Consider the following 14,733-nt stretch of genomic DNA (forward strand, 5'->3'; position numbering starts at 1 on the left):
ACGCTGTGTCGTATGTTTGCTTCCCCGGCCGCAGCGTCGACGGCCACGACCACGGTTCCCCCCTTCGCGGCCGAGGACATCGCCCTCCTCGGTGCGCCCCTGTGGGCCTGGCAGATCGCCCTGGCCGTCCTCGGCGTCCTGGTGCTCGCCGTCCTGGCGCGCACCATCTGGACGCCCACCGTCCGCTCGCTGCGGGCCTGGGCGCTGGGCAACATCGTCGTCAACGCCGGGATCGCCGTCACCGGCGCCACCGTGCGCGTGACCTCCTCCGGGCTGGGCTGCTCCGAGTGGCCCAGGTGCACGCCCGACAGCTTCGTCCCGGTCGACACCGGGCACGCGGCGCTCAACGCGGCGATCGAGTTCGGCAACCGGACGCTGACCTTCCTCGTGCTCGCCGTCGGCGTCATCACCCTGATCGCGGTCCTGCGGATGGCGCCGCGCCGCCGCGACCTGACCCGGCTGGCCGTGATCATCCCCTTCGGCGTCCTGGGCCAGGGCGTGGTCGGCGGCATCACCGTGTGGACCGACCTGCACCCCGCCTCGGTGGCCACGCACTTCCTGCTGTCCATGGTGGTCACGTTCCTCGCCGTGGCGCTGTACGTGCGCTGCCAGGAGCCGGAGGGCACCCCGAGGATCTCCGTCGGCCCGATGCTGCACACGGTCAGCGTCGGCCTGGTCGTGGTGGGCTTCCTTCTGCTGGTCGCGGGCACGGTGGTCACCGGCACCGGGCCGCACGGCGGGGACGCCGAGGCGCCGCGCTGGGGGCTGGACCTGGCCATGGTCACGCGCGTCCACTCGTCCCTGGCCTGGCTGACCCTGCTGGGCGCGCTCGCGGCGACCGTGATCGCCTTCCGCACCGGCACCCGGCGCCCGGTCCGGATGAGCAGCGTGGCCCTGCTCGTCGTGGTCCTGCTCCAGGGCGTGGTGGGCTACGTGCAGTACGCCCTGGCCCTGCCCGAGTCGCTCGTGGTCCTGCACGTGCTCGGCTCGACCGTGACGTGGGTGGCGATCTCGCGCCTGTACTTCGCCACCAGCCGCCTGGTGCCGCCGGGCACGCCGCTCAGCGACGACCCTGCTGTTCCGGCCCCGGCTGACCGTGACGGGGAACGTAGTGCTGCTGGGCCCGCGCCTGGGCTATGACGTGCGCGAAGTCGGCCCGGCGCAGGAACCCCGAGTCGTGGGGGCGCTCGGTCCAGGCCGGGGCCACCGGCTGAGGGGCTCGGCCGAGGAAGGCGTCGCGGGCCACGTGCATCAGCGCGAGGAAGGAGTCGCGCCGCACCTTCCAGTCCTCGCGGGGCACGCCGGTGTCGAGCTTGCGGTGCAGGAGCGCCAGCTCGGTGGCCGCGAGCTGGTACTCCTTCATCGCGGCGCGGCCCCGGCGGCCCGCGTTGCGTCCCGCCCAGTCGCGCGCCCGGCGGCGGCCCGGCATCGAGCTGAGCATGGTGATGTCGGCGGGGGTGACCAGCCCGGTCGAGACGTAGGGCGGCAGGTAGCGGCTGATCGCCCCGATCTGCGAGCGCCGGTCGTTGCGCGCGATCACCAGCAGGCCCACCAGCACGACGAACAGCACCAGATAGGCCACCCCCAGGCCGTACCAGCCGAAGTAGGTGGATCCGTTCCACATGGCGTGCAGGGCGACGGCCGCCACCCATCCCACGAACGGGGCGGCCATGCGCAGTGCCCCGGTGCGCGTCGCGGCGTAGGCCACGCCGATCCCGATCATCGCGGTGTAGAGGGGGTGGCCGAAGGGCGCGACGAGGCCGCGGATCGCGAACGTGGCGACCAGCGTGCCGTCGAAGACCGCGCTGAGGAAGTACAGGATGTTCTCGGTGAAGGCGAAGCCGGTGGCGACCATCCCGGCGTAGATGACACCGTCGGTGAAGCTGTCCATCTCCTGGCGGCGGCGCCACAGCAGGAGCAGCAGGACCACGCCCTTGGCGCTCTCCTCGACCACGGGCGCCACGAGTGAGGTGGTCAGGTAGTCGCCCAGGTCCTGGCCGAAGAGCGGCACGGCGAGGTTGGTCTGCCCCCAGGTGTTGAGCACCAGGGACACCACGACGGCCACGCCCGCGCCCCAGACGAACGCGAAGAACAGGACCTGGCCCGGTTCCGGCTCGATGCGGTCGAGCATGAGGATCAGCGGCACCAGGATGGTGACCGGCACGATCGCGGCCGCGACGGCGACCGCGAATCCGGTCGCGCCGTCGATCCCGGCCGCGGCCCCGCCGGCGAGGGCGAGCAGCCACAGGTAGCCGAGCATCCCGATCAGGCACACGACGCTGACGGTCGTGCCGAGGATGAGGGTCATCGAATAGCGCGAGCGGCGGCCCTGGAGGATGGCCTTGCTGTCGAGTCGGGGCATGGGCACCGATGGTAGCGGTTGGCGGTTCCGGCCTGCGAGTTCCCCCATGGCGGACGTGCGCGCGCTTTACTGGGGTCGTGTGTCCTCGCGGCGGAGGGCAGAATCGGATCCGTTACTTGAGATCTCAACCGACCAGGAGGCCCTCCATGGACCAGAACGTGCCGACCGCCCCCGCAGGCCCCGCCACCGGGGCTCCGCTGACGGCGCTGCGCGTCATCGTGCTCCTGCACCTGGCCGCGATCCTGTGGGAGGGCGTGACCGCCGGACAGCTGGTGACGTTCAACCTGGCCGCCGAGCCGCTGCACTACTTCGGCGCGTTCGGCGTGCACGTGGCGGCCGGGGCGCAGGTGTTGGCGGCCGCGTGGCTGTGGTCGCGCGCACGCCGGACGGCGCTGGGGCTCCTCGTGCTGAGCGCGGTGGCGTTCGGCCTGGGCTTCCTCCAGGCGGCCCTGGGCACCTACGGGCCGCTGCAGGTCCACGTGCCCCTGGCCGTGGCGCTCATGGCCCTGGTGGCCTGGACGGCCGCGATGGCCTGGCTCCGTCCGGCGGCGCGCGCCTGAGGAGGGCGTCGGACGAACGGTCCGGCCGGACCGCCGAAGGAGGGCACGGCCGGGTCGCCGACAGGAGGGCTCGGCCGAGCGGGCGGGAGAAGTCCCGCGGTCGGCGGCGGACCCGGCCGGACCGCCACGAAGGACGGACCGGAGCCCCGTTCGACCCGACCGCCACCGGAGCCCTGTTCGTCCGGACCGCGACGATGACCATCCGGACGGGCCGGGGCCCGTTCGTCCGGACCGTCAGCGGACGGCGTCCGCCCACGCGCGGGACCGCAGGTGCGCGCGTGCGGCGACCACGTACGTGCTCGCCGCCGTCCACGCCAGGGCGAGGCGGTCGGGCGGGGGCACGACCGACTCTCCCGTGCCGCGGGAACGCCGTGTCCGATAACCGCCGGTATCGCGGTCCCGGACCGGCGATGCTGCGGGGATGACGACGAACACGGCCACGGCCACGGCCCACGAGACACACGCCATCGCCCCGCACGTCCTGGAACGGCTGCGCGCGGGCGATGACGCCGGACGCGTCCGGGAGGGCTTCACCGACGACGAGGGCGGCGCTCCGCTGCGCTGCTGCCTGCGCAGGAGCCGGACCGGCGAGCGCATCGTGCTCGTGTCCTACGCACCGCTGCGGGGCTGGGCCCTGGAGCGGGGCGTGGACCCGGGCCCCTACGACGAGGTCGGCCCCGTCTTCGTCCACGCACGACCGTGCGAGGGACCGGAGGGCACCGCGTATCCGCGGAGGCTGCACGGACCGCAGCGGGCGCTGCGCGCCTACGGCGCCCGGGGCGAGATCCTCGGCGGCCGCACGGTGGAACTGCCCGAGGAGCGCGCCGGGGAGGTCGACGGGATCCTGACGGAGATGTTCTCCGATCCCGAGGTGGCCCTGGTCCACGTGCGGACGGTGGTCTTCGGCTGCTTCCTGGCCGAGGTCCGCCCGCGGCGCTGAGTCCCGGGCTCGAACGCGGCGGCGCCCGGGGCGCCGCCGCTCGCGCCGTGCGCTCAGGCCAGCAGGCGGGCGACCAGCGGGTCGATCGTGACCGCGACGAACAGCAGGGCCAGGTAGGCGTTGGACAGGTGGAAGAAGCCCATCGTCTTGAGCCGGGCGCCGCTCACCCCCGCGAGCGAGCGGCTGAGCAGCCGGTGCGCCTGGACGACCAGCAGCGCACCCAGGACCAGCGCGACCACGCCGTAGAAGGCCGTGGTCCCGGCGACCGGCCAGAAGACGAGCGAGACGATCGCGGTGGCCCAGCTGTAGAGCACGCACTCCAGCAGCACGCGGCGGTCGCTGGCGACCACCGGCAGCATCGGCACCTTGGCGGCGGCGTAGTCCTCCCGGTAGCGCATGGCCAGGGTCCAGGTGTGCGGCGGCGTCCAGAAGAACACGACCAGGAAGAGCACGAAGGGCGCCCAGTCCAGGCTGTTGGTGACCGCGGCCCAGCCGATCAGCACCGGCATGCATCCGGCGATGCCGCCCCACACCACGTTCTGCGCCGTGCGCCGCTTGAGGAGCATGGTGTAGACGAAGATGTAGAACAGGATCGCGAAGACCGACAGCACCGCCGAGAGCACGTTGACCAGCAGCAGGAACCCGAGGGTCGACCCGACCGCCAGTGCCAGGCCGTAGGCGAGGGCGCCGCGCGGGGTCACCAGGTCCATCGCGCCGGGACGCTGGCGGGTGCGACGCATCTCACGGTCGATGTCGCGGTCGATGTAGCAGTTCATCGCGTTGGCGCTGGCCGCCGACATGGTGCCGAACACCAGGGTGGCCACCGCGGTCCAGAGCGGGGGCACGCCTCCGGCCGCGACGAACATCACCGGGATCGTGGTGATGAGCAGGAGTTCGATGACGCGGGGCTTGGAGAGGGCGACGTAGGCGCGGACGTACCGGCCGGGCGTGGCCCTGCGGGGGGCCTCGTCCTGGTCGGCGGTGTCCGTGCGCGGGGCCCGGTCTGCGAGGGCCATCAGTACCGCGTCCCCTCGGCCGGACGGTTCGCTCGCGCCCGGGTGGGGCGTACCGGCTCGGAATCTGACACGCGGATACCTCGATGACTCTAGGGAATTTCGACACTCGCCACGCGGGGCCGAGCGGACCGACAGTGCGTCAGGATCAGCGAAAACCCCGTCAACGACACATCGTAGTACTAGCTCGCGCGAACCGGTCCCCAGCCCCCTCGCTGGCGAAGGGACCTGGTCGGCGGCCCCGTGCCGCGGTCGACCGCCGGGCGCAGCAGAAGGTTCGCACACGCCCCGCCGCGCTTCCAGCCTGCCACGCTCCCGCCCCGGGCGGGTACGGCCGCCCGCGCGGGACCCCACCGCGCCGCACCGCCCCGCGCAGGCGCGGTTACCCAGCGGTAATGAGAGGTGTCGGGCAACGACATCACCAGCCCCGGACGATAGGCTCGCGGTTGGCCGTCCCTGTCGGGACTTACCAGACCGCCGCGGCTGTTGTCCGGGATGAGGACGCAGGGACCGCAGGGTCCCGGATCCGGCGTCGGCGGTGTCGTGCCCCGCACACCCCCCGCGGGCCGTACGTCCACCGGGCCCGAGGGCTCCGGCGCCGGTCCCGACGACGAAAGCCCACAACAGCCGCCCCTCGCGCCCAACAGGGCACGACGGGTGCCCGAGAAGGAGAACGCAAGTCCGTGAACGCCCACACCCCGCAGACACTGGAGTGGTCGGATCTCGACCTCCGCGCCGTCAACACCGTTCGGGCCCTGGCGATGGACGCCGTCGAGAAGTCGGGTAACGGACATCCCGGCACCGCGATGAGCCTGGCTCCCGCCGCCTACCTCCTCTTCCAGAAGGTCATGCGGCACGACCCGTCCACCCCCGACTGGGTGGGCCGGGACCGGTTCGTCCTGTCGATCGGCCACTCCAGCCTCACCCTGTACATCCAGCTCTACCTGGCCGGGTACGGCCTGACCCTGGACGACCTCAAGTCCCTGCGCCAGTGGGACAGCCTCACCCCCGGCCACCCCGAGGTCGGCCACACCCCCGGCGTGGAGACCACGACCGGCCCCCTGGGCCAGGGCGTGGGCAACGCCGTCGGCATGGCCATGGCCGCGCGCCGCGAGCGCGGGCTGTTCAACCCCGAGGCAGGCCCCGGCGCGAGCCCCTTCGACCACCACGTCTTCGCCTTCTGCTCCGACGGCGACGTCCAGGAGGGGGTGAGCCACGAGGCCAGCGCCCTGGCCGCCACCCAGAACCTGGGCAACCTCATCATGATCTGGGACGACAACCAGATCTCCATCGAGGACGACACCCGGATCGCGCACTCCGAGAACGTGCTGGAGCGCTACCGCGCCTACGGCTGGCACGTCGAGGAGGTCGACTGGACCGCCACCGGCGAGTACGCCGAGGACATCGACGCCCTCTACCAGGCGATCCTGCGCGGCAAGGCCGAGACCGAGCGCCCCACCTTCATCAAGCTGCGCACGGTGATCGGCTGGCCCGCGCCGAACAAGCAGAACACCGGCGCCATCCACGGCGCGGCCATGGGCGCCGACGAGATCTCCGCCACCAAGGCGATCCTGGGCCTGCCCGACGAGCCGTTCGCCGTCGAGGACCGGGTGCTCGAGCACACCCGCCGCGCCCTGGACCGGGGCCGCGAGGCCCGCAAGCAGTGGGACACGGCGTTCCAGGCCTGGCGCCGCGGCGCGGAGGAGCACGGCGAGCTGTTCGACCGCCTCCAGGCGGGCAAGCTCCCCGCGGGCTGGGAGGAGTCCCTGCCGACCTTCGAGGCCAGCGACAAGGGCATGGCCACCCGCAAGGCCAGCGGCGAGGTGCTGAGCGCCGTCGCCCCGGTGCTGCCGGAGCTGTGGGGCGGTTCGGCCGACCTGGCCGGCTCCAACAACACCACTCCCAAGGGCGAGCCGTCCTTCCTGCCCTTCGACCGCGCCAGCACCATGTTCCCCGGCAACCCGTACGGGCGCGTGCTGCACTTCGGCGTGCGCGAGCACGGCATGGGCTCGATCCTCAACGGCATCGCCCTGCACGGCCCCACCCGGCCCTACGGCGGCACCTTCCTCGTCTTCAGCGACTACATGCGCCCGGCCGTGCGCCTGGCCGCGCTGATGAAGCTGCCGGTCACCTACGTGTGGACGCACGACTCCATCGGCCTGGGCGAGGACGGCCCGACCCACCAGCCGGTCGAGCACCTGTGGTCGCTGCGCGCCATCCCCGGCCTGGACGTGGTCCGGCCGGCCGACGCCAACGAGACCGCCGTGGTCTGGCGCAAGGTCCTGGAGACCGCCGACCGCCCCGCCGCGCTCGCGCTGACCCGCCAGAACCTGCCCGTCCTGGACCGCGGCGAGTACGCCCCGGCCGAGGAGGCGGTCAAGGGCGGCTACGTGCTGGCCGAGGCCGACGGCGGCACCCCGGCGGCGATCATCATCGCCACCGGCAGCGAGGTGCCGATCGCCCTGGAGGCGCGCCGGGCCCTGGAGGCCGACGGCACGCCCACCCGCGTGGTGTCCATGCCCTGCGTGGAGTGGTTCGAGTCCCAGAGCCAGGAGTACCGGGAGCGGGTCCTGCCCTCCTCGGTGCGCACCCGGGTCTCGGTCGAGGCCGGTATCGCCCTGGGGTGGCGCTCCTACGTCGGTGACGCCGGCGCCTCGGTGAGCCTGGAGCACTTCGGCGCCTCCGCCCCCTACCAGACCCTGTACGAGAAGTTCGGCCTCACCGCCGACGCCGTCGTGGCCGCCGTCCACGACAGCGCGGCCCGAGCCGGACGCTGACGTCGCGGGCCCCGCCGGAGCATCCGGCGGGGCCCGCCCCCTGTGTGCGAGAGGGCGGCGACGCCCCATGAGGAAGGCGCGAATCTGATGAACAACGCACTCAAGGCCCTGTCCGAGGCGGGCGTGTCCGTCTGGCTGGACGACATCAGCCGTGAGCGGCTGCGCACGGGCAACCTGGCCGAGCTGATGTCGACCCACCACGTGGTCGGCGTCACCTCCAACCCCACCATCTTCGACAAGGCGCTCGCCGAGGGCGACGCCTACGACCAGCAGGTCCACGAGCTGGGCGTGCGCGGAGTATCGGTGGACGAGGCCGTCCGGCTGCTCACCGCCTACGACATCCGCTGGGCCGCGGACACCCTGCGCCCGGTCTACGACGCCACCGACCGCGTCGACGGCCGCGTGTCCCTGGAGGTCGACCCGCGCCTGGCCCGCGAGACCGAGCGCACCGTCGCCGAGGCCAAGGCCCTGTGGTGGCTGGTCGACCGGCCCAACCTGATGATCAAGATCCCCGCGACCGCCGAGGGCCTGCCCGCGATCACGCGCGTCCTGGGCATGGGCATCAGCGTCAACGTCACGCTGATCTTCTCCCTGGAGCGCTACCGCCAGGTGATGGACGCCTACCTGGAGGGGATGGAGCTGGCCCGCACCAACGGCCACGACCTGTCCCGGATCCAGTCGGTGGCGTCCTTCTTCGTCAGCCGCGTGGACTCCGAGGTGGACAAGCGCCTCAAGGCGATCGGCACCGACGAGGCCCGGGCCCTGGTGGGACGGGCCGCGGTGGCCAACGCCCGGCTGGCCTACCAGGCCTACGAGGAGGTCTTCGCCTCCAAGGAGTGGCAGGCCCTCGCCGCGCAGGGCGCCTCGCCGCAGCGCCCGCTGTGGGCGTCCACCGGTGTGAAGGACCCCGCCTTCGAGGACACCCGCTACGTCACCGAGCTGGTGGCGCGCAACACGGTCAACACGATGCCGCAGGCGACCCTGGACGCCACCGCCGACCACGGCGAGATCACCGGCAACACCGTCCTGGGCACCTACCAGCGGGCGCGCTCCGACTTCGCCGCGCTGGAGAACGCCGGCGTGAACCTCACCGAGGTGTTCGCGCTCCTGGAGGAGGAGGGCGTGACCAAGTTCACCGACTCCTGGGAGAGCCTGCTCAAGGGCCTGTCCGCCAAGCTCGACGCGCTCGCCTGACCCGGGGCGTCCGCGCCACCGGCCCGGGCCCGCTCTCCGGAGCGGGTCCGGGCGGGGCCGTCCGCCCGGGCCCCAGCCACGAACCCGCCGGCCGCTCTCGACGAGGAAGTATCCGCTGTGAAAGAACCGGTGATGCCGGGAGCGGTACCCAACCCGCTCCGCAACGCCCTGGACCGCCGGCTGCCCCGCATCGCCGGCCCCAGTGTCCTGGTGCTGTTCGGCGTGACGGGCGACCTGGCCCGCAAGAAGCTCCTGCCCGCCATCTACGACCTGGCGAACCGCGGCATGCTGCCGCCGGGCTTCGGCCTGGTGGGGTTCGCGCGGCGCGACTGGGAGCACCAGGACTTCGCCGCCCAGGCCTACGAGGCCGTCCGGGAGCACGCTCGCACCCCCTTCCGCGAGGACGTGTGGCGCCAGCTCAGTGAGGGCGTCCGCTTCGTCCAGGGCGACCTGGACGACGACGACGCCTTCGACCGCCTGGCCGAGACCGTGCGCGAGCTCGACGCCGCGCGCGGCACCGGGGGCAACTACGCCTTCTACCTGTCGCTGCCGCCCAAGCTCTTCCCGACCGTGGTCACCCAGCTCAAGCGCAGCGGCCTGGCCGAGTCCCCGGCGGGCACGGAGACCGCGACCACCCCCTGGCGGCGGGTGGTGATCGAGAAGCCGTTCGGGCACGACCTGGAGAGCGCCCAGGAGCTCAACGCGGTGGTGGACGACGTGTTCCCGCCGTCATCGGTGTTCCGCATCGACCACTACCTGGGCAAGGAGACGGTCCAGAACATCCTGGCGCTGCGCTTCGCCAACACGCTGTTCGAGCCGCTGTGGAACCGCAGCTACGTGGACCACGTGCAGATCACCATGGCCGAGGACATCGGCGTGGGCGGGCGCGCGGGCTACTACGACGGCATCGGGGCGGCGCGCGACGTCATCCAGAACCACCTGCTGCAGCTGCTCGCGCTGGTGGCCATGGAGGAGCCGGTCTCCTACAGCGCCGACGCGATCCGCGCCGAGAAGGAGAAGGTGCTCTCCGCGGTGTCGCTGCCCGAGGACCTGGCGACCGGCACCGCGCGCGGCCAGTACGCGGCCGGCTGGCAGGGCGGCGCCTCGGTCCGCGGCTACCTGGAGGAGGACGGCATCCCGTCCGACTCCGTCACCGAGACCTACGCCGCGCTGAAGCTGGCGGTGGGCACCCGGCGCTGGTCGGGCGTGCCCTTCTACCTGCGCACCGGCAAGCGGCTGGGGCGCCGGGTCACCGAGGTGGCACTGGTGTTCCAGGCGGCTCCGCAGCAGATGTTCCCGCGCACCGACGTCAGCGAGCTGGGGCAGAACGCCCTGGTCCTGCGCATCCAGCCCGACGAGGGGGTGACGCTGCGGTTCGGTTCCAAGGTCCCGGGCGCCACCATGGAGGTGCGCGACGTCAGCATGGACTTCACCTACGGGCAGTCCTTCACCGAGGCCAGCCCCGAGGCCTACGAACGGCTCATCCTGGACGTGCTGATCGGCGACCCGCCGCTCTTCCCGCGCCAGGAGGAGGTCGAGCTGTCCTGGCGCATCCTGGACCCGGTCGAGGAGTTCTGGGCCAAGGAGGGGCGGCCCGAGCAGTACGGGTCGGGCACGTGGGGGCCCGAGTCCGCCCACGCGCTGCTCGCCAGGGACGGCCGCCAGTGGCGGCGCCCGTGACCACCATCGCTCTGGGGAGGGCTGGATGACGCTCTATCTGCCGCGTACCACCACGGCGCAGATCACCGAGGCGCTCATGGCCGAGCGGCACAGCGTCGGCGGCGGTGCCATGAACATGGTCCTGACCCTGGTCATCGTCACCGACGAGGCGGACCACTACGACGCCGTGCGCGCCGCGACCGAGGCCGGGCACGAGCACCCCTCGCGCGTGGTCGCGCTGATCCGGCGCGACCCGGGCGCCGAGCCGGCGATCGACGCCGAGATCCGTCGGCCGGGCACGTCCGGTCCGGGCGAGGCCGTGCTGCTGCGCCTGTACGGCCCTCTGGGCCAGCACGCCGACTCCGTGGTCACCCCGCTGCTGGTGCCGGACGCGCCGGTCGTGGCGTGGTGGCCGGGCGTGGGCCCGGTCGACCCGGCCGACGACCCGGTCGGCCGCCTGGCCCAGCGCCGGATCACCGACGCCCTGCGCGCTCCCGACCCACTGCGCGACCTCGCCGACCGCGTGGCCAACTATCGACCGGGCGACACGGACCTGACCTGGACGCGGCTGACCCCGTGGCGCTCGCTGCTGGCCAGTGCCATGGACCAGCCCTGCGGGTGGGTGACGTCGGCCCGTGTGACGGCCGAGGACCACTACCCGAGCGCCGACCTCATGGCGTCGTGGCTGTCGGACCGCCTGGAGGTGTCCGTGGAGCGGGCGTCCTCCCACGGCCCCGGGCTGACCGAGGTCCGGCTGACCACCGAGCACGGGGACATCACGATCTCCCGGGTCGACGGCCGGGTGGCCACCCTGTCGCGTTTCGGGCAGCCGGACCAGACGGTGGCGCTGGCCCGGCGCAGCGCCTCCCAGGCGCTGGCCGAGGAGCTGCGCCGACTGGACGCCGACGAGATCTACGAGAGCGCGGCCCGCCACCTGGGGGCCTCGCTCACCGGAAGCGGAGGATGAGGATGAGTGAACCGGAGATCGTCCGCCGCCCCGACGGCGGGGCGCTGGCCGACGCGGTCGCCGACGCGCTGGTCGAGCGGACCAACGCGGCGCTGGCCGAGCGGGACGTGGCCCACCTGGTGCTGACGGGCGGCGGGATGGGGATCGCGGTGCTGCGGTCGCTGCGCCGGGCCGCCGAGCGCGAGGGTCTGGACTGGTCGCGCGTGCACCTGTGGTGGGGGGACGAGCGCTTCCTGCCCACCAAGGACGCCGAGCGCAACGAGACGCAGGCGTGCGAGGCGCTGATCGACCACATCGACATCCCCGCCGACCACGTGCACCCCATGCCCGCCTCGGACGGGATGGACGGCGACCACGTGGACCACGCGGCCACCCGCTACAAGCGCGAGCTGACGCGGGCCGCCCACGGTGAGGCGTCGGTGCCCGAGTTCGACGTGTGCCTGCTGGGCGTGGGGCCGGACGCGCACGTGGCGTCGCTGTTCCCGGGCCTGCCGGAGGTGCGTGAGGACGAGGCGTCGGTGGCGGCGGTACGGGAGTCGCCCAAGCCGCCGCCGCGCCGGATCACCCTGACGATGCCGGCTCTGCGGTCCGCCCGCGAGGTGTGGCTCCTGGCCTCGGGCGAGGGCAAGGCCGAGCCGGTCCGCCTGGGGCTGGCCGGAGGCAGTACGGACCAGGCCCCGGTGGCGGGGGCGCGGGGCCGGGAGCGCACCGTGTTCTGGGTCGACGAGGCCGCCGCCGCGCGGATCTGACCACGGGCCGCCCCGGGTGCGCCCGGGGCGGTCGGCGTCGCGGGGATCAGGCCGGGGAGAGCCCGCGCACGGTCGACATGTCGTCGAAGGGCAGCAGGGCGTCGCCGACGATCTGGTGCGTCTCGCTGCCCTTGCCCGCGACCAGGACGACGTCCCCCGGACGGGCTTCGGAGAGCGCCAGGGCGATGGCCTCGTGGCGGTCGCCGACCCGCTCGAAGGGGGTGCCGGTCCGCCGCAGCCCCTGGGCGACCTGGTCCATGATCGTCCCGGGGTCCTCGTGGCGCGGGTTGTCCGAGGTGAGGACGCACAGGTCGGAGTGGGTGCCCGCGATCTCACCCATCCAGGCGCGCTTGGTGGTGTCGCGGTCCCCGCCGCAGCCGAAGACGGTGATGACCCGGCCGGGGGCGAAGCCGCGGATCGTGGCGAGGACCTTGTCGAGCGAGTCCGGCGAGTGGGCGTAGTCCACGATCACCGAGACGCCGTCCGGCGTCCCGAAGTGCTCGAACCGCCCCGGGATCTGCGGCATCCGCTCCAGCGCGGCCAGCAGGGCCCCGAGCTCGTGGCCCAGCACGTGGCAGGCGGCGAGGGCGGCCAGGGCGTTGGACACCGAGAAGCGGCCCGGCACGGGCACGGCCGCCGGGTACTTGCGGCCGTCGTGGTGCAGCACGAAGCGCGTTCCCGAGGCGTCGACCACCAGGTCGGTGGCCCGGTAGTCGGCCTGGGCGTCGATGGCGTAGGTGGTCACCGCGCCCGGCATCAGCGCGGGGATCCCGGCACCGACGGGGTCGTCGGCGTTGACCACCGCGCGTCGGCACATGCCGCCGAACAGGAGCAGTTTGGCGTCCCGGTAGCTCTCCATCGTGCCGTGGTCGTCCAGGTGGTCCTGGGACAGGTTGGTGAACACCCCCACGTCCACGAACGACCCGTCCACCCGGTGGTTGAGCAGCCCCATGGAGGTCGCCTCCAGGACGACGCTGTCGCAGCCCCGTGCGCGCATCCGTGCCAGGAGGTACTGCAGGTCCGGCGCCTCGGGCGTGCTCAGCACCGACGGGGGCATGGGGATCCGGTCGTCCCCGGTCCGCGCACCGGAGGTCCCGATGACCCCCACCCGGGCGCGCTCGGCGATCCTCAGCAGCGACTCGTACATGGACGAGACCGACGTCTTGCCGTTGGTGCCGGTGATGGCGACGACGTCCATGCCGCGCCCCGGTTCGCCGTGGAAGCGCACCGACACGAACGCCACGGCGGTGCGGGCGTCGGCCACCCGCACCACACAGACGCCGCTGGTGTCGAGGCCGTCGCCGTCGGGCGCCTCCCCCTCGACCAGGACGGCGACGGCGCCCCGGGCGAGCGCGGTGCCCAGTCCCTCGACGCCGCCGGTCGGGTGCCCGGGCAGGGCGACGTAGAGGGAACCGGCCGTCACCCGGTCGGCGTCCAGGCAGGGCGCCGCGGTGATCAGGACGTCCTGGTCTCCGCGCAGGACCTGGTGGTCGTGGCCGTTCAGCAGCTCGCTCAGTTTCACAGCGGTCCCTTCGGGAGTGGCACGGCCGTCGGAGGGGACCGGTGCCGGTGGGCGCAGCCGACGGGATCGCCGCGGGCTGGCGGGGAGTGGGGCGGAACGCGCGGATCGGGCCGCGGGCGCCGCGGCGGTGGCCGCCGGGGTGGCGGTGGCCGGAGAAGGTGGCGGAGGGCCGGAGAGAGAGGCGGTGAGGTCGCTAACCGTGCCCGTGCAGGGCCCGCAGGCCGGTACGGGGGGCCTCCGGCACGGCGGAGGTGGACCGGCTGACCGTGGCGGCGGCGCCGGCGGGCGCGGGCAGCACGCGGGAGGCCCGGACCGGGCCCTGCCTCACCGCGTGTGCGCCATCCATACCGAGAGTGTACGCGCACGGGCCGCGCACGGCGGCGGGCCGGTCCCCGGAGGTGTCCTGCTGCGGGCGGGGGCCTCCCGCCCGCCTCGATCGCGGCGCGGGTGGGCCACGGGTCGCGGTTCGCCTTCGCCCACGCGTTCGAGCGCGAGTGCGAGTGCGAGTGCGGCGTCGCACCCGGCCGCTACCGTTCGGGCGCGCCGCCGGAGGACAGCGCACGCCACGTGAGCGCCGCGAACAGGGGGACGCACACCAGCGCGTAGGGGGTCGGCCCCAGGAACACCCCGAGCGGGTCGCCCGTGAACAGCGGGGCGATCCCCGCCGGGACCAGCAGTGCCGTGACCACCGTGGCCGCACCCGCCGTCCACACCGCCCAGCGCGGCCGGTCCGGCCGGTCCCCGTGCCGTGCCAGGGCGAGCGCCGCGGCGGCGAAGCCCAGCATCACCAGGAAGGGTACGGCGATCCAGGCCACCAGGCCCGCACCGAACTCCCCCCGGGCCGAGACCGAGACCACCACCGCGTGGGCGATCCCCAGGACGAGGGCCGCCCCCGCCGCCGCGTCACCGAGCCGCGTGTGCGCCATGGCTCCCCTTCCGTCACCCCCAGCCTGGCCGGGGCCGGTGGTGGGCGCCTCCCCCTCGCGGGGG

Annotated in this window: 13 protein-coding genes; 8 read left to right on the plus strand and 5 right to left on the minus strand. The window is 73.4% G+C overall.

All coding sequences use genetic code 11. From position 1 onward, the window contains the following. Positions 1 to 12: 12 nt before the first annotated feature. Positions 13 to 1,140, plus strand: coding sequence for a heme A synthase (locus tag ADL05_RS06340; protein ID WP_053615925.1), 1,128 nt, complete (start codon positions 13 to 15; stop codon positions 1,138 to 1,140). On the opposite strand, the gene ADL05_RS06345 is transcribed toward ADL05_RS06340, so the two are convergent. Beyond that, positions 1,061 to 2,362 carry a PrsW family intramembrane metalloprotease gene (locus tag ADL05_RS06345; RefSeq protein ID WP_053615926.1) on the minus strand — a complete coding sequence of 434 codons (1,302 nt, stop codon included), beginning with the start codon at positions 2,360 to 2,362 and terminating at the stop codon, positions 1,061 to 1,063. The two genes, ADL05_RS06340 and ADL05_RS06345, sit on opposite strands and share 80 nt — an antisense overlap. Before the next feature lie 146 nt (positions 2,363 to 2,508). On the opposite strand from ADL05_RS06345, the gene ADL05_RS06350 reads away from it, so the two are divergent. Further along, on the plus strand, positions 2,509 to 2,922 hold the full coding sequence (locus ADL05_RS06350; protein WP_053615927.1) for a hypothetical protein: 414 nt from the start codon (positions 2,509 to 2,511) through the stop codon (positions 2,920 to 2,922). 421 nt (positions 2,923 to 3,343) lie between these two features. Further along, the gene (locus ADL05_RS06355) at positions 3,344 to 3,862 is read left to right on the plus strand and encodes a DUF1203 domain-containing protein (RefSeq protein WP_053615928.1); all 519 of its coding nucleotides are present in this window, start codon (positions 3,344 to 3,346) and stop codon (positions 3,860 to 3,862) included. Between the two features lie 53 nt (positions 3,863 to 3,915). On the opposite strand, the gene ADL05_RS06360 is transcribed toward ADL05_RS06355, so the two are convergent. Further along, positions 3,916 to 4,878: a heme o synthase gene (locus ADL05_RS06360; protein WP_053615929.1), complete on the minus strand. Its 963-nt coding sequence runs from the start codon at positions 4,876 to 4,878 to the stop codon at positions 3,916 to 3,918. A gap of 680 nt (positions 4,879 to 5,558) precedes the next feature. Here ADL05_RS06360 and tkt point away from each other — a divergent pair. The 5 genes from tkt (at position 5,559) to pgl (ending at position 12,221) form a co-directional block, all read left to right on the plus strand. Further along, a complete protein-coding gene (gene tkt, locus ADL05_RS06365; RefSeq protein WP_053615930.1) occupies positions 5,559 to 7,652 on the plus strand; it encodes a transketolase in 2,094 nt (697 codons plus the stop codon). An 87-nt stretch (positions 7,653 to 7,739) separates the two neighbouring features. Beyond that, on the plus strand, positions 7,740 to 8,846 hold the full coding sequence (gene tal / locus ADL05_RS06370; protein WP_053615931.1) for a transaldolase: 1,107 nt from the start codon (positions 7,740 to 7,742) through the stop codon (positions 8,844 to 8,846). Positions 8,847 to 8,978: 132 nt separating this feature from the next. Continuing rightward, entirely contained in the window at positions 8,979 to 10,526 is a 1,548-nt protein-coding gene (zwf, locus tag ADL05_RS06375; RefSeq protein WP_053615932.1) for a glucose-6-phosphate dehydrogenase, read from the plus strand. Between the two features lie 25 nt (positions 10,527 to 10,551). Further along, on the plus strand, positions 10,552 to 11,472 hold the full coding sequence (locus ADL05_RS06380; protein ID WP_053615933.1) for a glucose-6-phosphate dehydrogenase assembly protein OpcA: 921 nt from the start codon (positions 10,552 to 10,554) through the stop codon (positions 11,470 to 11,472). 2 nt (positions 11,473 to 11,474) lie between these two features. Further along, entirely contained in the window at positions 11,475 to 12,221 is a 747-nt protein-coding gene (gene pgl, locus ADL05_RS06385) for a 6-phosphogluconolactonase (protein ID WP_053615934.1), read from the plus strand. A gap of 46 nt (positions 12,222 to 12,267) precedes the next feature. Here pgl and ADL05_RS06390 read toward each other — a convergent pair whose 3' ends face one another. From ADL05_RS06390 to ADL05_RS06395, 3 genes are all read right to left on the minus strand, one after another. Beyond that, a complete protein-coding gene (locus tag ADL05_RS06390) occupies positions 12,268 to 13,743 on the minus strand; it encodes a UDP-N-acetylmuramoyl-L-alanyl-D-glutamate--2,6-diaminopimelate ligase (RefSeq protein WP_053615935.1) in 1,476 nt (491 codons plus the stop codon). 193 nt (positions 13,744 to 13,936) lie between these two features. After that, positions 13,937 to 14,089 (minus strand): hypothetical protein, encoded by a 153-nt coding sequence (locus ADL05_RS30360; RefSeq protein ID WP_156365748.1) that lies wholly within the window; start codon positions 14,087 to 14,089, stop codon positions 13,937 to 13,939. 181 nt (positions 14,090 to 14,270) lie between these two features. Next, on the minus strand, positions 14,271 to 14,669 hold the full coding sequence (locus ADL05_RS06395; protein ID WP_053615936.1) for a hypothetical protein: 399 nt from the start codon (positions 14,667 to 14,669) through the stop codon (positions 14,271 to 14,273). Between the last annotated feature and the right edge of the window lie 64 nt (positions 14,670 to 14,733).

Source organism: Nocardiopsis sp. NRRL B-16309 (assembly GCF_001279585.1).
Taxonomy (GTDB): domain Bacteria; phylum Actinomycetota; class Actinomycetes; order Streptosporangiales; family Streptosporangiaceae; genus Nocardiopsis.

Bases quoted from the DNA above. Each gene is read 5' to 3' on its own strand.
- zwf (WP_053615932.1), top strand. From the start codon at position 8,979: ATGCCGGGAGCGGTACCCAACCCGCTCCGCAACGCCCTGGACCGCCGG.
- ADL05_RS30360 (WP_156365748.1), bottom strand. From the start codon at position 14,089: ATGGATGGCGCACACGCGGTGAGGCAGGGCCCGGTCCGGGCCTCCCGC.
- ADL05_RS06355 (WP_053615928.1), top strand. From the start codon at position 3,344: ATGACGACGAACACGGCCACGGCCACGGCCCACGAGACACACGCCATC.
- ADL05_RS06395 (WP_053615936.1), bottom strand. From the start codon at position 14,669: ATGGCGCACACGCGGCTCGGTGACGCGGCGGCGGGGGCGGCCCTCGTC.
- ADL05_RS06380 (WP_053615933.1), top strand. From the start codon at position 10,552: ATGACGCTCTATCTGCCGCGTACCACCACGGCGCAGATCACCGAGGCG.
- ADL05_RS06350 (WP_053615927.1), top strand. From the start codon at position 2,509: ATGGACCAGAACGTGCCGACCGCCCCCGCAGGCCCCGCCACCGGGGCT.
- ADL05_RS06345 (WP_053615926.1), bottom strand. From the start codon at position 2,362: ATGCCCCGACTCGACAGCAAGGCCATCCTCCAGGGCCGCCGCTCGCGC.
- ADL05_RS06340 (WP_053615925.1), top strand. From the start codon at position 13: ATGTTTGCTTCCCCGGCCGCAGCGTCGACGGCCACGACCACGGTTCCC.
- tal (WP_053615931.1), top strand. From the start codon at position 7,740: ATGAACAACGCACTCAAGGCCCTGTCCGAGGCGGGCGTGTCCGTCTGG.
- pgl (WP_053615934.1), top strand. From the start codon at position 11,475: ATGAGTGAACCGGAGATCGTCCGCCGCCCCGACGGCGGGGCGCTGGCC.
- ADL05_RS06360 (WP_053615929.1), bottom strand. From the start codon at position 4,878: ATGGCCCTCGCAGACCGGGCCCCGCGCACGGACACCGCCGACCAGGAC.